This is a genomic window from Bacillus cereus group sp. MYBK108-1, from assembly GCF_051917185.1.
GTDB lineage: Bacteria > Bacillota > Bacilli > Bacillales > Bacillaceae_G > Bacillus_A > Bacillus_A cereus.
In genome coordinates, this window is sequence record NZ_JBQAHZ010000001.1 from 682972 (window position 1) to 707827 (window position 24856).

Here is a 24856-nt window from a genome sequence, read left to right on the forward strand (position 1 = left end):
ATATCGACTTACCGACAAAAACCGACAATACTAACATGCTTCCCTACTATACAAAGTAAAAATAAAACTATTAACAAATACATTTCTAAACTGTTATACTATAAATAGAAGTATAAACTAACTAAGTTTTGCATAAAATGAAGTAGACGAGGTGCTTCCAACACCCCGTCACTGCAACTAATTACCGCAAGGTGGAAGGTTGCAACTAAAGCTTATTTGCGCTTAGAAGACTTCCCACGCTTCGCAGGCAGACGGGTGGTCTTCTTTTTGCGCTTTTTTGCCGTTAATTTCTTAAATCCAAAAACTATACCTTCTCTAGCTATAGTTTTTGTAATTTCCAACAAAATTTGCAAAAGAAATTCCATACGATTACACCTCCTTTCTTCACAAAATGAAGAAAGGGCATAACCTTCCACCCGCAATATTTAATTGCTATTTTATTTTACCATTTTCATATGTATTACAGATAAAACAATACAAATTTAACAATCCACTTATAAAAAAAGCGAACCATCTCCCAATGATTCGCTCTTACCCTATTATTTTTTCTTCACCGGTATCCAAAGCTCTACTTGTGCAAACTCACTCTTATCTTCGTGGCAACGCTCATCGTATAATTCAAACTCTGTAACGCCGCAATGTTCATAGCCTGAATGCGGAAACCATTCTGAGAATACTGCATTCCAAGTTTGGTGGATAGACGATACCATTTCTTCATGAGGAACTTTCGGCGTTGTAAATACTGCATATGTTGCTGCCGGGAAAGTACGCTTTGCAATTTCATTTGGTACATTTTCAAAGTCTGTAACTTCCATTCCGATAATATAAGTGAAGTCTCCTGTTTCTAAATTAAAATCAGTACATAATCCAAGCTCTACCCATTGGCTCGTATCTTTACGATTCGGAATCGTTGTCCCAAGATTTTTTTGTAAATATTCTTGCCAAAATGCTGGAATGTCTTGATGGTTTTTCCCTTCTTTACTTGTCGTCTTCAGTTCATAACCCGCCACTAAAAATTCTGGTTTATTTACAATACGATATTCCATTTGTATGCCTCCTAAATACGGATTTAATTTTCTTTGCTTTACATTTACTCTGTAATACATCGGTGTTTCGATTTCTTGTTTTCGATATTCACTCGGTGTCATTTGAAATAATTTTTTAAAGGCTCTCGTGAACGTTTCGTGAGATTGAAAGCCATGTTCAAACGCGATATCAATAACTTTTTCATCCGTATGAGAAAGTTGATAAGCTGCCCGGGCTAACCTCCTCTTTCGAACATACTCCATTACCGTATCACCTACTAACGCCTGAAATACACGATGAAAATGAGACTCAGAAAAACCTGCAACCCGCGCTAAATTACGCAGCGTTTGTTTTTCCATTACATCTTCCTCAATATAATCAATTGACCTTTGAATTTGTGTTTCATAGCTTTCCATCTCTGTTCACCCGCCTTATATGTATTATGATAAAAGAGAACGCAATCCAATTCTTGACGTTTTTTACTATAATTCCATAAAAAATTGTAACTTTTTTATATGTATTTCGTTGTTATGTATGAAGGGAGGGAAATGTAGTGAAACGTAAACAATCATTAGAAGAAATTTACTCAGAGCATATGCAAGATTTATTTCGCTATCTTCTCTCCCTAACCGGAGATTCCCACTATGCGGAAGATCTCATGCAAGAAACATTTTACCGAATGCTCGTCCATATTGACTATTATAAAGGAGAAGAAATTAGAGAGGTTCCTTCGCTTGCACTTGAAGCAACGATCCCAAATAGCCGTGTTATGGGAGGCGGAACAAGTGTAGAAGCTTTTTTCCGTACGAATAGCCAATTTGATTTAGTACGAACCGTCGGTAAAAAAGAAATGCCCCTCGGTACAATAGAAACAAAAAGCTTCTTATCATCTGTAGATGTTACGAAGCGAACTTGGATGAATCCGTTCTATCAACCAAAACTCTTCTTTGTTCATCCAAAAACAGAGCAGGGTGATTATTTAAAGGATTCATCAAAAAAAGTATGGGATACACTTGCAAAAGTACATGATGGAACCGTTGCAGAAGTAGCAATTTCTTTTGATAAAGCTTACACTTTAAAAGAATTAGAACCGCTTTTATATAGCACATTCGAGGCACAAGAACTCCCTCCAACTCCTTTATGGTACGCTTTAGATACAGGACAAGAAAGAAAAAATGTAGATGACTATATCCTACATGGCGGAGAAGCTATAGGGTTTCCAGAACATGTAAGATTCCTCGATAATGAAACTGACGGGCAGAAAACGCAAGAAGACAAAGTAACCGAAATGATGCGCGTCCTTTCTATCCATAAAAAAACGGTAAGCAAAATAGCAGCGCTTTCTGAGAAAGAACTAAACTTAGATAAACGTTATCAATATGTAAAAGATAACGGTGTAAAAGTATACGGAATTGTTATTACGGGCCCGTCGAAAGAGTTATTAAAATTACAAAACTCCCCGCACGTACGTTGTGCGACTCTTGGAGATATTGAGATTTGGAATTGGTTTGATAATTAATAAAAAAGAAGTAGCGCTCTAAAAAAGATGCGCTACTTCTTTTTTAATTCGAAATCACTTTCACATACATCCCTCTCACCGCTTTTTCATAAGCAATATCACTCATCTGTCTTATGTTTTTTGACACAACAGATGCTGGAATAACTTCCTCTTCACGAAGTAACAGCGGATCAATAAGACGCACTTTATTTTTCTGATGTAAATCATAATCGTTTCTATCTTCTTTTACTTTTATATTTGGATGAATTTTGCTTAATAAAGCTTCTACTTCGGGGTCATTACATTGCTGCAATTTCGAAATAAGCTCATCATCTTCAAGAAGAAAATCATCTACATGAATAATCCTTTTATGAAGAGCTACCTTTAACGTTTTCGCTAACATATCATTTCCGTAAATATTCATTGGTTCCATAAAGAAATCGATTACTTCTTTGTAATACGTTTCTGTAAACCATTCCGCTATTTGGATATTTTGCAGAACCATTTTCCCCTCTACTGCGATCACATCCTCTAAAAAACTGTGAACTTCTTCTAAAGAAATATACCCATATGTATGCATATCTCGTAACGTATAATCCACTCGGTCTGCGCATAATTCTGGTGCTGACCTTTCTAGTAATGTCCACTTCGAATCATCTAATAAAATATCTTCATAGTTATAACCATGCTTCGCAAGGATCGCTGGAATTTCTGAGTTTTTCACAACAGAACTAAATATCTCTTCATGGTAACTTTCATCTTCATTATCAAAAACGTAATCAATCACGTGGGAAAAAGCAGTATGCGATACGTCATGCAGTAAACTAGCGATCTGTTCTTCTACTGAACCACCTAGTTTTTTAACTAATAACATAACACCAACTGAATGATCAAAGCGCGTTACATTCCATTTCTCGTTCATTAAGTAACTTGCGCCATTTTGATGAATGCCTTTTAGCCTTTGCATAGACTTACTTGAAATTAATTCTTCTACTACTTGATCCACTTCAAATTCTCCGTATAGTACATCTGATATGATCACTTACAATCCCCCTTTATTTTAATCGAGTCTTATAATCGTATCTCTTTTATGAAATTAGCACCAACATAAATATTTATTGTTATTTGTTTTTATTGAAAAAAATAGAGAGCCATCAGCTCTCTATTTCATAACCCCTATTCAAACGTAACTTCTACCTGCACAATCTCCGACCTACTACCAAGTCTAAGCGGTGGTCCCCAAAATCCAAATCCAGAAGAAACAATTGCGTGGAACGCGCCTTTTTGTGCGTATCCCCAGTCTAGCTCGTACATTCTTCTCGTTACAATATGATTGGGCGCCATTTGTCCGCGGTGCGTATGACCGGATAATAATAAATCTACACCCGCCGCTGCTGCTTGTTTCAACTCAAATGGCTGGTGATCCATTGCGATAACAGGCATCGATTTATCTACCGTACTCATTAATTGTTCAAAGCTTCGGCGATCTCGCTCTGTTTTATCTCTTCTTCCAACGAGATAAAAGTCATCTTCAATTGTAATTACTTCATCTAAAAGAATACGAATATCAATCTTATCCATCTCTTGTAAAAACTCTGGAACCGCTCTGCCGTAGTATTCATGGTTTCCTAATACGCCATATACACCTAATGGTGCTTTCATTTGTTTCATGATTGGTCCCATATTCTTTTGAATGAACACACCTGGATGATCATCGATAATATCACCTGGCAGCAAAATAATATCAGGTTCCATCTCATTTACATGACGAACAAGTCTTTTTAAATGTGAAACGCCAGACAGTTTACCGAAATGCATATCAGAAGCCATCGCAATGCGTAAACTTTTACGCCCCTCTACTTTTTTCGGTATGTGCACTTCGTACTTTCTTACTACCGGACTATACGCATTAAATACTCCATACGCAAAGATAAAGATAAATGCAGCTATCACAGCCGCTCCTGTCCAAATAATTGCCGCTTCTTTCTCTACTAAAAACTGTAAAAGAAAGACCATAATATCAGCTAATGGCAAAAACATAAGTGCATATTGTATAACCGCAAACCAAATCGAACCTATCGTTCGCAGAAATGGCAAAAACTTAAACACTTGCACGAGAATGTACGCATATGAAATAAATGCGACTATGAAAGCATAATATCCCCAAGATTCCCAGCCAAATACCGCATGAAGCCAAACCCATCCGTTCCAGCCGATGTAAAACATAAGTAGTGTGTATATAATTAATATGGTAAATATATTGAGATAACGAAGATTCTTCACAGCCAGCCTCCTTATTGATTTCTTTTATTATAACTTGTTATGCACTTATAACGTAAATATTAAGCGCTTCGCTCATCATAGTAAAAACCTATAGTTGTTAGACTTGTATCTAACAACTATAGGCACCATTTATATCAACATTGTTTTTACAAATGCTCTTTATAAAAACTTGTTAATTTTTCAACTGCAATTCTTACTGGTTCTGGTTGGTCGTATAAATCGTAATGACTCGCACCTTCCACAACAAGTAAATCCTTTTTCTCTGAAGCTGCTTTCTCATAAAGCTCATGACCATCTTTATAAGAACCAAATGCACCTTGCTTACTGCCGACAATAATTTGCAGCGGCTGCGTTAATAACGTATCTGCTAAATGGAACGCATCAAAACCAATTACCGATCCCATACTCGTAAAGTTTAACTTATTTGGCGAGTTCACACTTTGACCTCGCGGCGTTGTGTAATACTCAACTGCTTCTACAATATCTATATCCGTCATACCTGCTGCCGCTAACTCTTCCTGATTTTTAGGAATCCAATTTGTAATCATTTTCTCTGCTCCGCGTGCTTCAGCAGTACGTTGTTTACCAATTGCCTCTAACACACCAATCGGGTTAGACTCACGATTTAAACGACCGATATTTGCACCAACAACTGTACCAACCGCTTTAATGCGGCGCTCTGTCATCGCAGCATTTACCGCATAACCACCGCCTGCACAAACCCCTAAGACACCGATACGTTCTTCATCTATATAAGGAAGAGTAGTTAAATAATCTACTGCTGAGCGAATATCCTCAACTCGCACAGCTGGCTCTTCAATATATCTCGGTGTACCTTCACTTTCACCTTGATATGACGCATCAAACGCAAGCGTGACATATCCTTGTTCCGCTAACTTCTCAGCATACAATCCTGCTGTCTGATCTTTACAGCTACTACCTGGATGCACACAAACAATCGCTGGATTTTGTTTCTTTTCCTCAGCACCTTCGGGAATGTTCAAAATACCTGCAACTTGTAAACCTCTTGCATAAAATCTTATATTTTCCTTCGTAACTGCCATATATAAAACCACCCTTATCTTATTATTAATTTTACACTTGCGAGAGTTATTACTCACGTGTATATTTATAATAAAATGAGTAGAACCTTGTTTCAATGACCACATTTACGCATTTGGGTGATAATACACACATAAAGAAATATGTGTATCAACAACGGAGGAACACGATATGGAGAAAATCGATAGAAGAATTATAAAATCACAAAACGCCATTCAATCGGCATTTATAGAAATGTTAATTACAGATGGATTTGATGAAATTACAGTTAAAAACATTACCGAAAAAGCAAACATCGGAAGAAAAACGTTTTACTTACACTATCTAGATAAGTACAATTTATTAGATAAAATTGTGGACGATCATTTAGACCAATTAAAAGAAATATGCTACGAGAAGCAAAACAAAGAATTTATAGAAGGAACAATCATATGGTTTGAATACTTCAAAGAACACAAACCATTTTTCGCGGCACTATTTAGAAGTAACAGCACCTTATCATTTCAAAAAAAATTACTAACTTTCATCATGGGTGAAATAGAGAAAAAATTAAATACAGACACATCAGTAAATAAAAACATCGATAAACATATCGTCTTAAAATTTTTAGGAACAGCTGTAATGGGCATTTTAGAGTCTTACGTGTTGGATGAAATTGATAATGATGTTGCGTTTGTTGCGACGCAAGTTGGAGAGTTGATTAGGAGGAATATATGAAATGAAACTTTAATCAGTGGGGATTTATTCATCCCCCACCTAACTTCTTTGCTTTCGCTGCATTTTGAGGTGGGGGTCATACTACCCAGCAAATAGGGGGATAAAATAAAACCGCATCAATTTTCTTAATAAGGATTGATAAAATGCTATTATCGTTATCCTTCAAAACTCATCTATGCAATTATGCATAACCATCCATTACGTTTTATTTTCATGTTACGATATAAATGTAATACGACATATATCGACAAAGATAAAAGGAAGTGATTGTATGAAACGTTCTAAAACCTACTTAAAATGTTTAGCATTATCCGCTGTTTTTGCTAGTAGTGCTGTAACTCTTTCAACACCTGCTACTTACGCTCAAACGACGTCACAAGTTGTAACAGATATCGGGCAAAATGCAAAAACACATACGAGCTATAATACATTTAATAATGATCAAGCTGATAATATGACAATGTCTTTAAAGGTAACTTTTATCGATGATCCAAGCGCTGATAAACAGATTGCCGTTATTAATACAACTGGTAGTTTTCTAAAAGCAAATCCTACTATAAGTGATGCACCTATTGATAACTACCCAATCCCTGGCGCTAGTGCAACATTACGTTATCCTTCACAATATGATGTTGCATTTAACCTTCAAGATAACAGCGCTCGTTTCTTTAACGTAGCGCCTACAAATGCTGTAGAAGAAACGACTGTAACATCTAGCGTATCTTATCAACTTGGTGGCTCTGTTAAAGCTTCTGTAACGCCTAATGGCCCTAGCGGTGAAGCTGGTGCAACTGGTCAAGTCACTTGGTCTGACTCTGTAAGCTATAAACAAACTAGTTATAAAACAAATTTAATTGACCAAACAAACAAAAACGTAAAGTGGAACGTATTCTTTAACGGATATAACAATCAAAACTGGGGTATTTACACACGTGACTCCTATCATTCTTTATATGGAAACCAACTTTTCATGTACTCTCGCACATACCTATATGAATCTGATGCAAAAGGTAATTTAATACCGATGGATCAACTTCCAGCATTAACAAATAGCGGTTTCTCTCCTGGTATGATTGCTGTTGTTATCTCTGAAAAAAATACAGATCAATCTAACTTACAAGTCGCTTATACAAAACACGCCGACGACTACCAACTTCGTCCAGGCTACACATTCGGAACTGCAAACTGGGTTGGAAACAACGTAAAAGACGTTGATCAAAAAACATTTAATAAATTGTTCACACTAGATTGGAAGAATAAGAAATTAGTAGAGAAAAAATAAAGTAAAAAAAAACGAAGGGACTATTTAGACTCTTCGTTTTTTACTTATTCATAATAAGATCCCGCGAGTAATATCGTCGCTATGAAATTCTATGATATATTTTTAGGCATCTCTTCACCTTTATTTTGAAAAGCATCCATTAAAATATCAATGCTTTCATCACTTATAATCAATTTATCCCCTTTTATTTCCTCTTTATAAAAAGACATATTTTCTCTCCTTTACTCTCTTATACATATCCCTTGAAGACTCTCTTTTTCTTTCTATCACACTAAACCACGCACCACTTCTTCTAATAATAAATTCAACCATTCATCCAATTTGTTTCAAAACACTCTAATACATTCAGCCTTCTTTCCATTTATTTCCTAAAGAGTACCATACAGTATGTTCTGCTTTTCCTTTTTCCAGTTAAAATAATGTTTTATGAGGAACTACAGGGTGTTCCTTAGTATTTTCGTACTACATAATATTCACCTGTAAAATGTCCCACTATATCAATTCTTTGATATTAAAAACTTGTAAAATATCTTGCTCTAACTTTATTGCATTAAAGTCCGACGTAGCCTTTTCCCCTAACAGTCTAATAGATTGAACAACATTTCCAATTGTCAATATTTTCCTCGTAGCATAATCTGCAGATAAAAATGTCTCATAGTCAATCCTTAATCGAAAGTCTGCTACTTTACTCTTCTTTTTAAAAAGCTTTCTTTCTTTAAAGAAACCCGCAGCTTCATATTCCGGAGTTATGTTAACTACTATAGGAATTATAGCTATTTCTTCTACTTCGCTACCATAATTATTACTATTTAATTTTTCAAGGTCACTACCGATTTCTGAAATTATATTTATAAATCCCTCAGCAATTTCCCCTTCTAATTCACCACTCAAAAAAAACCTCATAATCACTCATCCTTTTCAATTATTACTTTTATTTAGCGGGGGACGCTTTCTATCTGTTTCATATAATGGATTGATGGTGCCACTCTTTCTCCTACCTTATATATCTTTTTATAGGGATATACTTTTAAATTTTACGTAGAATATATCTTTCAGGCGGGCCGCTCCCCTGCTCAGCTTGAAAATATAATAATTTACTCGGTATGCATGAAATTAAACAAGGTAAAGCACACCAAATAACTTTTTCTATTGCACATTCTAATCCCATAAAACTCCCATCAATTTCACTAATAAGGGACATTACGTAACAAGAATCCTTTGCTCCATATTTTTTTAATTGCGTTGATATTCCTTCAGCATACACCATATTTTTTGTGATAGATTCAAAATACATAGAATTTAAGATAGTGTCATGGTTATGCGCCAAACGCCCTAATGCCTTCACTCTTTTTTTAGGTGAAGTTAGTTCAAAAATAATTCTATCCTGGATTTTTTTTTGAAAAAAACTCCTAACTATGAGTTCTTCATATTCTTTATCCATGTATCTTTTATCCTCCTATATTCTTAAAGTTACCTTTTCTGAAAAATATAAGTGGTGCGACATATATATATTAATTAACTTTGGATATCTCCAGTATCTCCTTGCGCTAAAAAAATCATTTAATTACCTCTTATTATTTTCATGTTGCATAAATATCGAAATTATTACTAGCAATTGTTAAAAGCGCACCATCATATTGAATAAATGCACACGCCGATGATGGAACTAATTCGATTTGTGGTACAACACATTCTCCCATTAAACACTTCATCAATTTACTTTGATTTATTTCCTCTAGTTTAATACCAACGCTATTTCCTAAACTGATAATAGCAAAAGTATTTTCTATACTTACACCATAAAAATACTTGATTATATATGATACTTCTGTCCTTGGTATAGAATCAAAAACAAAGAAAATGTTCCTTCTTCCCGAATCAAAAACTGTGTAGGAAATGTTTTTAGACTCTATTTCTTCTTTCACATTTTTTTCCTCAGATTTATCTACATGTACAATAAACTGATTAATCCTCTCTTGAACAAGTAAACTTAAATTATCAACATTACGATTATAATCATCAAATAAATCTGTTTCATAAATATCAGTTATATTACTAACACGGTATATATTTGCATCTTCAATACGTTGAACCTTTTCGAATGTAAACTCCATAGTACACCTTCTTTTCTCTCAAAGTTATATTTATCCCTATTCCATCCTACTATTCTCATTTAATAATATTAAGTTTATCTATTCCTATTTGTTTTTATAAATCAATAATAATCTAATTCTCCTCACAGAGAATCCGCTTTTCACCTTATAATACGCTACTTGTAGAGTATGCATACCATTCCCTTTTCCATATCTGTTTCGTATAACGGATTAATGTTGTCTCCATTTAAATCAAAATTCCGAATTATAGGCATTTAAATCCCTAGCTTCTTTAAAGTAATTTCTAAATTTATCATCAATATTTATATCGTTACTTAATAACAACATCAAACTGGAATCCCAACAAACAATTTCAAGTTTTGCTTGAGGGTGCTGAATATTTGGACTTGGTACCCAGAGCCCTTCGTTTCCATTTGCATAGGGCTCTACAAGCAAATTATTAATATCAATGTTTATAGACTTATCAAACGCAGATAGTACGCCCCAAATAAATTGAGGATTATATTTCTTTACGAGATTTGAAAGATCTTCACCTGCTATCCAAACTATTGGATACGACATTTTAGGATAATCTCGGATAAGTTTCTCTTCCTGATGTGCGACAATCTCCATGTCTGTTATAAGCCAATTAAACTCTTTTTCCCTACCTTGAAATGAGTCAAAAACGGAAGCTAAAACTGTATGTTTAGATCCATGTAAAATGAAGTTCATCCAATCCCTCCAATTAGTAACAATCGATAAGTTAGCCTTCTTGAACTTATTATGTGTAGATAATTAAACAAATACCAATGAATACTGTTACTATACACAATATAATAGTTGTTGCAGTATCTAGCAAAATGCTTACGGCTAAGAAAATTATTGATTTAAGAGCAAAAGAAGGCCCTTTTTCTTTCCATTGCCGATAGATTTGTATCATTGCATAAATTAATGGAATCATACCACCTATAATCAGAATAATCCCTATTATTTTCTCCATGTTTCCTCTCCTTTTAAAGATTCGAATCAATAAATATACTATATAATCATACGCCCTCAGAATATATCCTTATATTTTTAGAGTTATTTTACACATACAAAACTCTCTAATCATAGCTACACTCGTATTAAGCGCATTGTTAAAAATTATATAATCTTTCATTCTGTAATTAACGGAACTTTCTATCAGATGTACGATTGCCATTCGCGTCATACGTTAAAGATTCGTTTCCGAATTTTACAAGTTGATTCCCATCATTGAATGTTGCCGCTATAGATTTTGTTTCTTTTCCATTCTCTACAACTTTCACACTCGTACGGTTACCAAATCCGTCATATGTGTATGATTTACTTGTTCCGTTTGGCAATGCTTCATTTAATAGTTGGTTGATCGAGTCATATACAAAGTTTGTCTATCATGATTCTTTTTGCATCACTTTTTAATAAGATTATCCCACACACCATATATGTTTTTACCACTAAGCTACCTTAATATATACAAAGAAAGAAGAGCTTATATAAGCTCTTCTTTCTAAAAATAGTTCTCAAAAAGACATGAATCTTTTTCTATCCCTTCAAAACATCTGGATAATCACTTGATTTCCCATTAAAAAGGTTCAATCCAATGAGCTCCTTCGTTCGCTGTTCTAACAGTAAAAATTCTTCTTCCTTCTTATCATTTAAAACTGTTAGTAGTCCTTCGTTTAGCGGAAAAGAATTAGACCATGGAAGAGATTGAAGCTTATCCTTCCCTATAAAATCAACAAATGATTTCCCGAAATAATTATATTCAAATATTCCGGGTATTCTATTCTTTATTGTTCCTGTTATATGTTGTCTATCTACCATTTTTTCATCACTGATATATCCGTATATGGCATTAAATTCAACCAATGCTCCTTCAAAAAAACTTAGTATTTCTTTTTGGTATTTAGTAAAAATTTTCTTTGTGAACGATATAGTTAAATAATTGATACTCTTCCCCCTAGAATCTTTCCACCACGCTACATTAAACCAAAAGCCATTTCCTCTCCCAAGCATTCCACCGGCTGTACCCATCATCTCATCTAACTCAAAATCATAGCAACCTGGTTCTTCATGCATCCACATCTTCAAAGCCTGTTCAATTGTAAATACTTTATTAATTGGTTCATATTGTGCCATTTTTGTAAATTTCAATCCCATTTTTTCGATTGCTTCAAAGAAAAATTTTGCATATTCATGCGAAGAAATATCTTCCTTCGTATAAATATCTAATTGTATAGACATAAAAACCTCCATTTTTTAAATTTATAAATATTATCTATAAGTATAATATTTATTTTTTCCATAGCGTACTTTTATTTTCCCACCAGATTTGTTAATCGCATTTATTAACGGCTTGGAAACTTTAGAATGTTTAGAAACTATCAAATCAATCCGCTTACCTGACTTCGCATATTGTTTAAACTGCTTGGAATATGATATCTTTCGGACATCTTTAATTTCTGTAATTCTCCCTTTAGATAAACTATCAGGAATCCGGCCCATTACCTTTTTAGTATTTTTCGCTAATCCAAGCTCTTTTAATACTTTCTTTTCAAAACCTCGACCTCTAGCATATCTATATATATAGTGCCTAGCTTTTTAGCTGCATAGCGAGCTACATGAGGGGCAGCCATTCTCGCTCCAGCCACTACAAGTGGAGCAACAGGTATATTACCATCTGGATCGATTAACATTACTGGATTATTATCTACATACGTATATACATTTTGTGTCACAGGATCATCTTCATCACCTGGCTCTGGATCTATCGATAAGAACACACCATGTTCTGGATTATAGTATCTCGCAATCAGATAATACATGCCAATTTCTTTATCATACATGTATCCCGCATATCCAAATGGATTATCTGCTGCGATACCTTTTACTTCGCTCTTTAATACGTTACCCCACGAATCATATTCGTACGTTGCTACAACTTCTTTGTTTTGATTCGTCATCGTAACTACATCACCACGAAGGTTGTAATGATAGTATAGCGTTTCTTCTTATGATTTTATAATCAATAAAAATTAATGTATACACAAAGAGAGAAGAGGCTAATTTAGCTCTTCTCTCTTTCAATTACTTCTCTGTTTATTTTTCCTCTTTCACTTCTTCTATATCATATATTTACAATTCAAATAACGAATTTACTATCCATTGTTCATAAATTTTCTTCAATATAATTTTTAGCTACCTCATTGTTTGGGTCATCTTTTAATATATCCTTTGCCCAATTCATAGCTGATTTTTCTTCAAAAACATCATCTGGAACACTAGCAAAAAACAATAAAAACTCCCTATATTGCATATTATTAGGCTCCAATTCGATACACTTCTTTGCATGATAAAAAGCAGCTAGGTATGCCCCCTCTAAATGACATAGTGGATGACATAAAATATCTGATGCTAGTGAATGTAATCTAGCATCATTTCGACTCTCTAAATAACTAGTCAAGAAAGTGTATATAATAATATTGGGTTCATTAAAAGACCATTCTATTAATAAATCCTCTAATTCCTCAATACTTATTTTATTTGCATATGCTATCGCATTTCCAATGTCTCCTCGATAAATTGCATCTTTTAACAAATCATTCATTATTTTACCCGCCCATTTGATATATATATCTTCCCGTTCTTTTTAGCATACGTAACCGTTACTTGTTGTCCTTTCACCTTCATAGTTCTTTGATAACTTGATTTTTTATATGGAGTTTCCTTTCCTCATTACCTTCCCCATAACTTTAGAAACAGATTTAAAATCACCTGGTTATTTTGTAACTTTATTCCAATTGCACTTTGGAGCTAAAATATGCTGTACTTTATTAGTTTGCTTCCCTATATTTTTTAATTCTTTGTTCACAGCCCTAGAGTGTTTATAATTATTATAAGCTGCCTTTACCTTGTTGCCTACCCACTCCCTGCCTGTTTACCATATTTAACACCAGCACGGATTGCATATTTCGCACCATACCTAGCTGCTATCATTCCACCTGCAATTGCAACCGGTACTAACCATGCCCACTTACCATCTGGATCCGCCATCATAACCGGATTATTATCCGCATAAGTATACCCATTCATTGTAACCGGGTCATCCTCATCGCCCGGATCTGGATCCACCGATAAGAACACACCATGTTCTGGATTATAGTACCTCGCAATCAATTAATACATGCCAATTTCTTTATCATACATGTATCCCGCATATCCAAACGGATTATCTGCTACTATTCCTTTTGCGTCGCCCTTTCGGACATTTCCCTAAGCATCATATTCATAGTTTGCTACCACTTGTCCATTTTGATCTGTTATCGCTACTACATCGCCACGCGCACGGTAGTGGTAGAATAATAAGACTAATTTATATCTTATATAAACAAAGGCGAAGCCTTCCAAGAGACTCCGCCTTTTCAATGTACACTGAACTTCAACAATTACTAGCTATTACCTAAACATTGTTCTGTTTATGCTTTTTTCAAACCTTACCACCGAACTTATTCTATTACTTGTGTTTCCCATCCGTCATAACTATCACATGTTCCACTATATAAAATCGCTAACTCAGCCATTTGCTTTGTTTCTTCCCAAACATTTTCTTTTGTTGGTATACAATTTTTCCCCACTATAAATACATAGTAACGTAACCCATCTTCTGAAAGTTGTTCAGATGGTTCATAAATATCATAACCTTTTACATGTAGTACCTCTGCAATTTTCTCTGCAGTCTCTATTGTATCTACTAAAAAGTAATGTTCTAGATAGTGCACTTTCGTTAAATTAGATCCTGCATCCTCCAAAGCTGCTAATGTTTCTATATCCTGATTTTCTCTTTCTTGTCTTTCATGAATTTTTTCTGTCATTTATAAATCTCCCTTAAATCGCTTTATAGTACGGATAAAAGTTGCTATCCTCAGTTATACTCAATTATAAAATTTCTATTAGCGGATATCTCTTCTACAAACTTTTGTTTTTTTTCTAACTTGTATTCCATGCAGAAATCTATTAAATGAGACGTAGACCAAGTCACATTTCGAACTGGATTTCTCCTAGTGTTTTCATTTATTTCTCCCATTATTTCCATATCAAAAATAACCTTAAGAGTATAATCGTCAAATACCATTCCATTAAGCATCAAAGCTGTTAAAATGTTAGCATTATCGATTTCCTCTTTAGTAGGCACTGTTTTCAAATGTAAATCGAATATAACACATAGAGGAAACACGTCTTCCATCAATTCAACAATTTGTCCGAAAAAATATGTTTCATTTGGTAAAGAGATAGAAAATACATCCCCAACTTTCCATTTTTGTTTTTTAGGTCGTTTCCAAGATTCAATGAATTGTTCATACTCTCTTTTATTCTCAAATGTAAATTCTTCGTCTATAAGCTTATTCACCAAAATCGCCACTTGTAACATTGTCTTTCCATTTGTTGAATATATCTCTACACAATCGCTCTCTGAATCAAAACGGACTTTACCTTTTATTCCCGCTTCTTTAACTTGATTTCGTATAAAAACCATTGCATCATAATTTGTCTCTAAATCTAAAAGCCCGGCTAAATCCTCAAAAAGGATATATTCTTTTGAACTAAAATCCGGTATAAACATACGAATTTTTCCGACCTGTAACGTGTAATTTAATTTATTAAATAATACTGATTGCATTTATTCACTCCTTCACTAATTAAACATAGTATTGTTTCCATTTTTTCTTAGCGATTTCATGACGTGCATTTTCCAGTTTCCCACCATATTTTTGCGGGCCGCCGAATTTATTAATCATTTTTTGTTCATATCTTCTTGCTTGTCGCCCTGGTTTCGTTCTAAGTAAAATCTGAAAATCATATTTGGCATTATTTTTCTTTGCATGTTCTTTTTGGCGCTTTTCATACCTTTGCATATTCTTCGCTCTACCAACATATTGTTTTCCTGTTGCTTTATTTGTCCTTAGATAAATAACAGCTGTTTTCGCCACTTTACCTGCAACTTTAAGTTTACCACCACCAATTGCACCTTTGGCAGCCGCTTTAGCAATTCCCTTTGCGCCTTTTCCTGATTTATATGCCCCATATCCATCATAAAGTGCAAAACCAGCATTAACAACTAACCAAGCAGCATGCCCATCTGGATCCGTCATCATCGCCGGATTATTATCCGCATACGTATACCCATTCATCGTAACCGGATCATCCTCATCGCCCGGATCAGGATCCACCGATAAGAACACACCATGCTCTGGATTATAATAACGCGCAATTAGATAATACATGCCAATTTCTTTATCATACATGTATCCCGCATATCCAAATGGATTGTCTGCTGCGATACCTTTCGTATCACTCGTTAATACATTACCCCATGCATCATATTCATACGTTGCTACAACTTCTCTATTTTGATCTGTCATCGCAACGACATCACCACGAGGGTTGTAGTGGTAGTATAACGGGTTAATACTGTCTCCATCATAGAAGTAACGTGTTACTTGGCCATTTACATTCTTTTCAATACGACGATTATCCTCATCGTACTTATATGTTGTGAAGGCATTGCTTTCACCTTGTTTTGTGAGTGATACGTGTTTGGCCAGATACTACATTTAAAAAGAAAATGCACCCCTAACTGTTGATTTCTCGACAATTAGAGATGCACTTCCATATCAAGTCTATCTTATATCAATCTTCTCTCTATTTTTCTACATGAATTCATACACTTTTTAAATTTAATTAATGCTTTATATTAAATTAAATTCACCTTCACTAGGATACACCTGTATATAATCTTCCTCATCGTTTACATAGGCAATCTTCACACCATCTAACAACTGCTGATTTTCTAGTTCATCTAGAATTGTCTTCAACGCTTTATCAACGTCAATTACAAAGTTAAATATGTTAATTGTCCCGCTACCAATATCTCCACCATCGCAATGGCCATTTCCAGACCATCCCAATGCTTCATCCATAATCTCTTGAACTTGTTGTCGTTTTTCCAACGCTGCTTCCAACTGATTGTCTTTATAATGATATTGTAAAACAAATTCTATCAATTCTTCCTCATCGAGTTCCTTATAACCATCCGCCAAATGTTCATCTGCTAACTCTTTCATTTCTTTTTCAACACGTTGAAATGGATACAGTTCTATTTCATACATTTCACCTGTATCACCAACACAGCCGCAATGTACAATTAAAGTTTTCTTATCTTCTTCCCATACTTCCCAGTACAACATTTTATCTATGCCTTGCTTAATTAGTTTAATCAAATGTATACCCTCTCTCTATATTTATAATTAACTGCATAATGTTTCGCCTCAAGTTCTGCAATAATTGCTCCTGTTAGATTTTTATTTTCTCTTCCAAAATAATTTTGTTATTAAACATGAATTTCTTCTTTCCAACTACTAGATTTAGATTGAACTACTATTAGATTTTCACTTTCCCATTTTAATGTACCCAAAAATCTTGCATACACCATTTCATTTCCTACCTCTTCCACCAATAGTTGATCTCGAATCTTTAATCCCTTTTCATCATAAACTTCACATCGTAGTTGGAAACCTTTAACACGATGAATTCCTTTTAATATCGCTATCTTCTTACGGCTTGGGCTTTTCTTAGGTGTCTTCCCAACTAAAAATATTCCTTCATAGTTTTGCTTCACAATTTCATCTAAAGATTCCTCTATATACCCTTTAACAACAGATGATGAAAGAGTAGAGTTTTCTTCAAGTCCAGGGACAACATATTGGCGTACTAATTTGCAAAACTCTTTGTATTTCTCTTCAACTGAATTTAATGCTAAAAAGTCCATAAAATCATATGGAACATATATACGAATTTCACCCAAAGCTCTATTCACTTCATATGAAATATCAGTGTTTTCGTTAGCTAAACAAAAGACAGTTACTTTTTCAATCTCTCTTAATCCCATCTCAAACTCGCTAACTTTCTTTGAGAAAATTAGCTCAAAAATTCTAATTTCATGTACAAGCAAATAATGTTTTTTAGGACGTTTTTTTTTCCAATCGTAAAACTTTACTTCAAGCAATATAATTCACTCCTTTAAATTTATCACCATGGCATCGGGGACCTATGATACTTTCTATCAAACGTCACTCCCCTTTTACCTATTCTATTTACATGTCCCTGTTCCCATTTATATGCTTTTGCTCTGGTCATATTTTTCTTCACAACACGCGTGTAATGTTTTTGACCGTATTTAGCTGTCCATTTATTTGCTTGGCTTGTGGCCCTAGGAGATGTACCGGCTTTTGTTATACGAGAATTACTAATCCCTACTTTTACTACATGCTTTTTCCCTTTATCTTTTATATATATCTCATAACCATGATTATTTCTTTTACTTGACAGGGAATTCCCATGCCCCTTAGGCCTCTTAGCTTTCTTAGCAACCTTAGCAACTTTTGTAACTTTCTTATACGTCTTATAAGCTTTATATCCTCTATAAAGAAGTACACCACCTACAATAACTGGATGATTTCCATCCGCATCTACTTTCATTACTGGATTGTTATGAGCATATGTATAAGCATTTTGAGTAATTGGATCATCTTCATCCCCTGGATCTGGATCAACTGAAATAAATATACCGTGATCTGGATGATAGTATCTCGCCATTAAATAATAGATGCCTATTTCTTTATCATACATGTATCCCGCATATCCAAACGGATTATCTGCTGCAATACCTTTTGTATCACTCTTTAATACATTACCCCATGCATCGTATTCATAGTTTGCTACAACCTCTTTATTTTGGTCCGTCATCGCAATGACATCACCACGTGGATTATAGTGATAATATAATGTTTGTCCATTTGATTTCATCGCTAAGCGTACACCATCTGCTGAATACACATAATGACGAAGAACTTTTCCACTTCCATCTGTTTCATATAATGGATTAATACTATCTCCATCATAGAAGTAACGTGTTACTTTTCCATCTATATTCTTTTCAATACGACGATCATCATCATCATATTTGTATGTTGCGAATGCATTGCTCTCACCTTGTTTTGTGATCGCTACAAGTTGGTCATCTTCATTCCATGTATACTTATACTTCCCATCAGATGTACGATTTCCATTCGCATCATACGTTAACGATTCGTTTCCGAATTTTACAAGCTGATTTCCGTCATTAAAGGTTGCCGCTATAGACTTTGTTTCTTTTCCATTCTCTACAACTTTAACACTTGTACGGTTTCCAAATCCATCATATGTGTAAGATTTACTTGTTCCGTTTGGCAATGCTTCATTTAATAGTTGGTTAATCGGGTCATAGACAAAGTTTGTTTCTGTTACTTTTCCGCCTGCACCCTCATGTTTAATCTTCGTACGGTTACCCGATTGGTCATATTCATATCGTTCAGATAGAAGAATACCGTTTGATGTACCTACTACTAAATCTTTTATTTTGTTCGCATGATCATAGTTGAAAGTAGAACCTGAACCATTGCCAGCTGTATACGTACGAACATTTTCTTGATCGTCATAATCAAATCGATACGTTTGAGAACCGTCTGTCACACGAATGTTTTGATCTAACGTATTGTAGTCATACGATACTTTATTTGTATATCCGCCTTGCGTTACTGTTTGTTCTTTTAACTTTTCTGTCTTACTGTTTGCTTTGTCGTGATATGCCCAGTCAATTTTTCCGCCTCGGCTATCTGTTGCACTTGTAACGCGGTCTGCCTTGTCGTATGTTTTTGTACGTTCTACGCCGTTGACATGGTCTTTTACTTTCGTAACTTGTCCATTTTGATCACGTTCGAATGTAAATGAATCTTTTCCATTACGCTTTTCACCAACGACGCGATCTGCTGTATCATATACAGACTCTAAAATAGAACCGTTTGGCATTTTCGTTTTAATCTTGTTTGCATTTTCATCGTACGTGTTTTCAATACGACGGTTTAACGCGTCGATATACACTGTATTTTTATTATCTACATCATATTCATATTTGTGTGTTTGTGTTTTCCCACCAAACATGACAGATTTCTCTGTTGTGTTTCCATTATGATCATAACGATAATTTACAGAAGTACCATTTTTTAATGTAACCTTTGTTAATAGATTATCTTTGTTATAATCATATAGTTTTGTATTTCCTTTTTCATCTGTCTCGCTCTTTTTATTTCCTGATGCATCGTATGCGAATGTATTTTTCTGTCCTTCTTCATCATACGTCGCAACAACATTTCCATCGTTGTCGTACTCGTTTTTAATAAGAGCGTTTCCTTCTAATAGGCGTATATCATCAAACCAAACTTTTCCTTTATTCTCTCTTCTAAAGAGCATATAAACTTCCATACGTTTAATTGGTTTAGTGGCAGGGATTACAACCGCACTACGATTCCAATCATTTGTCCCACTTGGGAATTTCGCTTGGAAATTTTCCCCACTACCATCTTGATAATGTACATCTGCCCAAATAGAGTAATCTCGAGAGAGTTTATCTGGTGCAGTATTTTCTACATTTACTGATTTAGACATTCCTGTTAGCGTAATTGGTTCTGCTTTTTTCTGATTTATAGTGATATGCTTGCCATATCCTACATCTGAACCACCATATTGGCTACGCTCTAATACAATAGATGAATGTCCCGTAAAGCTCTCTTGCTGAGAAACATCTTTCGGATCACAGCTTGTTCCATCTCCTCTAATCCAACCTGGCATACAGCCATTTCCCGCCATATTTTCTAAACTACTATTTTCAATTGGGTTAAAGCTAGAAGAAACTTCACCTTTTTCTAGTTGAATCTTATCAAACCATGCGGAACCACTTGAATCTGCTCGATTATAATCAACTTGTAGATATATTCTAACTTTTTTTGTTTGATCTGTTGTCTTAAAGGTTACTTGGCGATTCGTCCAATCTTTCTCGCCCTCTATCCTATTATGACGTGTATCAAACCAGTTATTCCCACTTCCAAGAGGGGTTCCATCTTCTTTTAATAACTGAACATTAAAAAATGCACCAGCGTGAGTTAATGATGTTTTCATCATCCCACTTAATGTGTATGTTGTATTTGGTTCTACTACCACATCTTGAATCGCACTATGGTATCCCCAACCAGCGTTTTGCGCCTTTACTATCATTTGTAAAGATGAAGATCCACCCAATCCACCCGGCGCGAATGTTGCATCTTTTTTCAATGATCCATGACTATTAGCCTTCTCTTCATTCCATCTCTCAGTGTTATTCATTTCAAAGCTTGGATTTTGAATCAGGTTTTCTCCTGTTCCCAACTCTCTAGTTGTCGCAATTGGATTTCCAAACTGATCATACTGCATGAAAGATGATGTATTTGCTGCTTGGTCTGTTTCAGATACTTCTGTATTTGCAGCCTTATAAGCAACTGTTGTTTCACGATTTTCGTTATCTGTCGCTTTTATAAGCCCGTTGTCTTTATTGTACTCAAACTTTTCTGTTCCCATTTCATCAGTAACAGAAGTTACATTCCCATTACCATCATAGGTCGCTGTTTCTGTTTGATTTTTAGGAGTTGTTGTTTTTACTAGGTTATTTGCATTATATTCATACGTTGTCGTTAAATTTAGACGTCCAGAATCTTCAACTGTTTTGACTGGGTTTCCAGCATCGTTATACGTATAAACAGTTTTACGTCCTTTAGGATTCGTTAACGTAACTTCTTTCGCATCTGTATTATATGCTAATGTCGTAGCTTTTCCTAATGGGTCCGTTACTTTTACTAATCTATTATTCTCGTATGCATACGATGTTTTATATGGTTTGGCATCGGTATGTTGCGGATCATAAATAGATGTTAGTAATCCATTATCATATCCGTATTTATATACTTTTCCTTCTGGTGTTGTAGAAGAAACGAGTAAATCTCCATCATATTTAAATGTAATCGTCTTGCTATCTGGGCCGATTACTCTTGCTGCTTTTTTATTATTTCCATCATATTGTACGACTAACTCTTTGCCAGAAGCATTTTTCACTTTTGATAAACGTGATTCACCATCATACTCATATGTCGTCGTATTTCCGTATTTATCTTTTGTATACTGGATACGACCTTGTGCATCTCCAGATTTATAGAAAGTAACCGTTTGGTCTTTATCTTTTATTTCATATCCGCCTGATACTTGTTTAATTTCTAAATATATACCTGTAGGAGCTTGATACGTATTATCTCCCGTTCTAGTAAAAGTAATATTTGCACCATCGGCAGAAATTAATAGTAAGTTTCCATTTCCTTCAGCCAAAATTCTTTCTTCTAATCCACTAGACCAACCTGTACCAAATAAACCTACTTTTTTACTTTGGCTATTATACGTTCTTTCTACTGATACATCCGGTCCGCGCCCTGATAACGTAATATCTTTTTCACTCATGATAAAGTTACCATTTGTAGCATTCACTGTACCATTTAGTACCGGAACTGATGCCCAGTAATCAAACATCCCTATAAACCCAAAGTCTTGAGCAAATTTAGGTACAAATTCATGCGAAATTTCACTTTCAGCATGTCCGGCTTTACTATACGCTGTTACACGGAACCAATAATTTTTAAAGCCAGCATAAATTCCGCCAGAATTCTTATACACAGGTGATGGATCAACTGCTAATTCTGCACCTTTTTTATCATGATGAAGTAAATATTGGCCTTTTGCAATTTCATCTTTCGTTGGCCAAATTTTCTCATTTTGCGTTGTCCAATTTGTTTTATTTCCTACGTCGAACGCTTCGTAATCTTTTCCGTTATAAATCCAAACTTTATAGCCTGCAGCCGCTGGAACTGCATCCCACTTTAATGTGACATATCCTGTTTCCTTATCTGTCGCATTAATGTAGGCCGATCCGTCTGGCTTTTTCACTTGTTCTAATGGAATAAATGGAACTATTTCATCTGAAAGTGGACTATCCCCAAACGGATACTCTGCTACAATACGAATCCAGTAGCTACTTCTTCCGCTATAATCCCCGTACGGACCTCCTGACTCGTAAGCATTTTTATATATTTGTCCTGGGTTAGTAGGCGCTTCTGCACCTTTTCCGTCATCATGTATCCAGTAACGCCCTTGTGCAATTTCTTCTGGCGTCGGGAATATTTTTTTATCTTTTGTCGTCCAGCTTGTCACATTCCCAACAGGAATATATTCATAGTCATATCCATTAAAAATGGCAACTTTATAACCTGTTGCTCCTGGAACTCCGTCCCATTGTACATTGAAGTGACCTGAACCACTCCCACTGCCATTTGAGTAAGCTTGTACTCTTGGCTTATTTGGTTTTGCGTAGGAATATTTCACTTCCAAGAATGGTGCATTCGTTCCATTTTCAGCTGCAATGAATTTCTTCCAATGGTTTTGACCATTACCATTTGCATGTAGCTTAAAGCCATTGTTTTGTCTAGCGCCTTCTACCCATGCTTTTACTGTGTTAGTTACATTAAACTTCGCCAATTGTCCTCTTGTTACATCAGCATGTGCAATATTATTTGAACCAGGTTTATTATTCCAATTTAAACTACCTTCATTCCAGGCACTCGTTACTTCATCTAACCAAACACCATTTGGTTGATTCGCATAATAATGCCAAATGGTATGTACATTGAATGTTGCACTTTCAATATTTGCACCTTTAAAACTCGAAACGTCTGGTTTAATAAATGCAAAGTTTGTCCCAGATGACCCATCATAATATCCTACTTTTAACGTATAAGCATTTTGACCAGCATCCCAAAGCTTTCCTCCTGAATAATTGACAGTTGGATATGCACTTGAAGCATATGCATTATCAAAATCCTTCAACTGAACCGAAGGGTCTACATATACCGGATATTTTCGCTCTGGTGCTTGTAACCACTGCGGATCTGCAGTAACAGTTAATGTATATGTTTTTTCATCTTTCTTCTCAATATTGTAGCGAACTGCATCTGACGTTACAGCCTCGCCTGATTGCTGGTCCACATTGGAATCATTCATATATGGTTTCGGCAATGTGAATACTTTTTCTTTTTTCTCATCTTGGAAGTCGATTGAACCATCTTCCTGTAAGCTAGGTGTTAAATCTGTTTCTAATGCAAATGTAAAAATGTGGTGTCCTGTATACTCACGTAATACAAAATCTTCTTTTACATTTTCATTGAATGTCGTACTCTTTAAATCAATATTTGGGAAGACCCCTTTATACCATACTGTATTATTTTCATGTGTTGCAGTGACTGGTGATGGCTTCATTTCACCTTTTTCACCATTTGCACTTATTAATTTATACTGAATAGTATGATCCTTTACTTTAAATTGAACGTACTTTCCATCTTGTGTCGCTTTCTCGAACTCTGGTTCTAATGTTGTATTTTCAGTTACAATTTTTTCATTTGGTGCTTCTACTAATTTTGGTGAAACCTCTTCTAGCTTTCCATCTTTCTCCGCATGAATCGGTTCCGTATATACCCTCTTTGTAAAAGTACCATCATTGTTATCAAAAACCTTTTCGGTTTCCGTTCTTTCTTCTACAATCTCAGTCGGACTCGCCTGTGCTTTAGCCTTATCCTTCTTTAATTGATCTGGATGTGGAGCTGGTAATTCCTGCTCCTCTTTCTTTTCCACTTCTGGACTTTGTTCTGAATTTGGAGATGGTGTAAACGGTGGTGCCGTTTCTGCCAACCCATTCAGTGGTATAGAAGTAACAATTAATGCAACTACGATAAGTTGTATTAAATACTGATACCACTTCCTTTGTTTCTTACCTTCCATAAACTCACCTCACTGAAATATTTTTAACATATATAATGTTACATATCACAATTTATATAAACTAAAGAGTAAAGTAAATACAGTTTTAAAGTT

The 24856-nt window shown here is 35.0% G+C and carries 20 protein-coding genes and 7 pseudogenes; 5 read left to right on the plus strand and 22 right to left on the minus strand.

Features of this window, described 5'->3' with window-relative positions:
• Nucleotides 1-212: 212 nt before the first annotated feature.
• Both ACTFSL_RS03560 and ACTFSL_RS03565 read right to left on the minus strand, forming a co-directional pair.
• Complete coding sequence (locus ACTFSL_RS03560) at nt 213-365, minus strand: hypothetical protein (protein WP_000394943.1); 153 nt, start codon at nt 363-365, stop codon at nt 213-215.
• Between the two features lie 174 nt (nt 366-539).
• Nucleotides 540-1442 (minus strand): AraC family transcriptional regulator, encoded by a 903-nt coding sequence (locus ACTFSL_RS03565; RefSeq protein ID WP_440041172.1) that lies wholly within the window; start codon nt 1440-1442, stop codon nt 540-542.
• A gap of 137 nt (nt 1443-1579) precedes the next feature.
• Here ACTFSL_RS03565 and ACTFSL_RS03570 point away from each other — a divergent pair.
• Nucleotides 1580-1747, plus strand: a pseudogene (locus ACTFSL_RS03570) (sigma factor); the annotation flags it as partial.
• Nucleotides 1736-2545, plus strand: a pseudogene (locus ACTFSL_RS03575) (anti sigma factor C-terminal domain-containing protein); the annotation flags it as partial. The pseudogenes ACTFSL_RS03570 and ACTFSL_RS03575, both read left to right, overlap by 12 nt.
• A gap of 43 nt (nt 2546-2588) precedes the next feature.
• Here the strand turns inward: ACTFSL_RS03575 and ACTFSL_RS03580 are convergent.
• From ACTFSL_RS03580 to ACTFSL_RS03590, 3 genes are all read right to left on the minus strand, one after another.
• Nucleotides 2589-3566, minus strand: coding sequence for an HD domain-containing protein (locus tag ACTFSL_RS03580; RefSeq protein ID WP_440041174.1), 978 nt, complete (start codon nt 3564-3566; stop codon nt 2589-2591).
• A gap of 134 nt (nt 3567-3700) precedes the next feature.
• The gene (locus ACTFSL_RS03585) at nt 3701-4807 is read right to left on the minus strand and encodes a metallophosphoesterase (protein WP_440041175.1); all 1107 of its coding nucleotides are present in this window, start codon (nt 4805-4807) and stop codon (nt 3701-3703) included.
• A gap of 146 nt (nt 4808-4953) precedes the next feature.
• Complete coding sequence (locus tag ACTFSL_RS03590; RefSeq protein WP_100249587.1) at nt 4954-5871, minus strand: alpha/beta hydrolase; 918 nt, start codon at nt 5869-5871, stop codon at nt 4954-4956.
• Nucleotides 5872-6040: 169 nt separating this feature from the next.
• Between ACTFSL_RS03590 and ACTFSL_RS03595 the strand changes: the two genes are divergently transcribed.
• Both ACTFSL_RS03595 and cytK2 read left to right on the plus strand, forming a co-directional pair.
• Nucleotides 6041-6586 (plus strand): TetR/AcrR family transcriptional regulator, encoded by a 546-nt coding sequence (locus tag ACTFSL_RS03595; RefSeq protein ID WP_440041176.1) that lies wholly within the window; start codon nt 6041-6043, stop codon nt 6584-6586.
• Between the two features lie 271 nt (nt 6587-6857).
• Complete coding sequence (gene cytK2, locus ACTFSL_RS03600) at nt 6858-7868, plus strand: beta-channel forming cytolysin CytK2 (RefSeq protein WP_000830633.1); 1011 nt, start codon at nt 6858-6860, stop codon at nt 7866-7868.
• Between the two features lie 492 nt (nt 7869-8360).
• Here the strand turns inward: cytK2 and ACTFSL_RS03605 are convergent, their stop codons facing one another.
• The 11 genes and pseudogenes from ACTFSL_RS03605 to ACTFSL_RS03655 all read right to left on the minus strand — a co-directional run.
• Nucleotides 8361-8771 carry an Imm44 family immunity protein gene (locus ACTFSL_RS03605; protein ID WP_440041177.1) on the minus strand — a complete coding sequence of 137 codons (411 nt, stop codon included), beginning with the start codon at nt 8769-8771 and terminating at the stop codon, nt 8361-8363.
• A 124-nt stretch (nt 8772-8895) separates the two neighbouring features.
• Nucleotides 8896-9309, minus strand: coding sequence for a hypothetical protein (locus ACTFSL_RS03610; RefSeq protein WP_440041178.1), 414 nt, complete (start codon nt 9307-9309; stop codon nt 8896-8898).
• A 139-nt stretch (nt 9310-9448) separates the two neighbouring features.
• On the minus strand, nt 9449-9982 hold the full coding sequence (locus ACTFSL_RS03615; RefSeq protein WP_000397230.1) for a hypothetical protein: 534 nt from the start codon (nt 9980-9982) through the stop codon (nt 9449-9451).
• Nucleotides 9983-10213: 231 nt separating this feature from the next.
• Nucleotides 10214-10693, minus strand: coding sequence for a hypothetical protein (locus ACTFSL_RS03620; protein WP_119683080.1), 480 nt, complete (start codon nt 10691-10693; stop codon nt 10214-10216).
• Between the two features lie 49 nt (nt 10694-10742).
• Entirely contained in the window at nt 10743-10961 is a 219-nt protein-coding gene (locus ACTFSL_RS03625) for a hypothetical protein (RefSeq protein WP_000411162.1), read from the minus strand.
• A 172-nt stretch (nt 10962-11133) separates the two neighbouring features.
• A pseudogene (locus tag ACTFSL_RS03630) lies at nt 11134-11373 on the minus strand (RHS repeat domain-containing protein); the annotation flags it as partial.
• Nucleotides 11374-11527: 154 nt separating this feature from the next.
• Entirely contained in the window at nt 11528-12229 is a 702-nt protein-coding gene (locus tag ACTFSL_RS03635) for a hypothetical protein (RefSeq protein WP_065211719.1), read from the minus strand.
• Between the two features lie 30 nt (nt 12230-12259).
• Nucleotides 12260-12993 (minus strand): annotated as a pseudogene (locus ACTFSL_RS03640) (RHS repeat-associated core domain-containing protein); the annotation flags it as partial.
• Between the two features lie 161 nt (nt 12994-13154).
• Complete coding sequence (locus ACTFSL_RS03645) at nt 13155-13592, minus strand: hypothetical protein (RefSeq protein WP_000998883.1); 438 nt, start codon at nt 13590-13592, stop codon at nt 13155-13157.
• On the minus strand, nt 13592-13675 hold the full coding sequence (locus ACTFSL_RS03650) for a hypothetical protein (protein ID WP_228549857.1): 84 nt from the start codon (nt 13673-13675) through the stop codon (nt 13592-13594). The genes ACTFSL_RS03645 and ACTFSL_RS03650 overlap by 1 nt, the downstream gene beginning before the upstream one ends.
• Before the next feature lie 240 nt (nt 13676-13915).
• A pseudogene (locus tag ACTFSL_RS03655) lies at nt 13916-14347 on the minus strand (RHS repeat-associated core domain-containing protein); the annotation flags it as partial.
• A gap of 8 nt (nt 14348-14355) precedes the next feature.
• Here ACTFSL_RS03655 and ACTFSL_RS03660 point away from each other — a divergent pair.
• A pseudogene (locus ACTFSL_RS03660) lies at nt 14356-14448 on the plus strand (IS6 family transposase); the annotation flags it as partial.
• Nucleotides 14449-14490: 42 nt separating this feature from the next.
• Here the strand turns inward: ACTFSL_RS03660 and ACTFSL_RS03665 are convergent.
• The 6 genes and pseudogenes from ACTFSL_RS03665 to ACTFSL_RS03690 all read right to left on the minus strand — a co-directional run bounded on the left by ACTFSL_RS03665 (nt 14491) and on the right by ACTFSL_RS03690 (nt 24763).
• On the minus strand, nt 14491-14856 hold the full coding sequence (locus ACTFSL_RS03665) for a ribonuclease E inhibitor RraB (RefSeq protein WP_046392442.1): 366 nt from the start codon (nt 14854-14856) through the stop codon (nt 14491-14493).
• 50 nt (nt 14857-14906) lie between these two features.
• Nucleotides 14907-15662, minus strand: coding sequence for an Imm26 family immunity protein (locus ACTFSL_RS03670; RefSeq protein WP_001192248.1), 756 nt, complete (start codon nt 15660-15662; stop codon nt 14907-14909).
• A gap of 19 nt (nt 15663-15681) precedes the next feature.
• Nucleotides 15682-16575 (minus strand): annotated as a pseudogene (locus ACTFSL_RS03675) (RHS repeat domain-containing protein); the annotation flags it as partial.
• Nucleotides 16576-16731: 156 nt separating this feature from the next.
• Nucleotides 16732-17262 carry a hypothetical protein gene (locus tag ACTFSL_RS03680; RefSeq protein ID WP_046945933.1) on the minus strand — a complete coding sequence of 177 codons (531 nt, stop codon included), beginning with the start codon at nt 17260-17262 and terminating at the stop codon, nt 16732-16734.
• Between the two features lie 110 nt (nt 17263-17372).
• Nucleotides 17373-18047: a hypothetical protein gene (locus ACTFSL_RS03685; protein ID WP_059304033.1), complete on the minus strand. Its 675-nt coding sequence runs from the start codon at nt 18045-18047 to the stop codon at nt 17373-17375.
• A 23-nt stretch (nt 18048-18070) separates the two neighbouring features.
• Entirely contained in the window at nt 18071-24763 is a 6693-nt protein-coding gene (locus ACTFSL_RS03690; protein ID WP_440041180.1) for a DNRLRE domain-containing protein, read from the minus strand.
• Nucleotides 24764-24856: the final 93 nt, after the last annotated feature.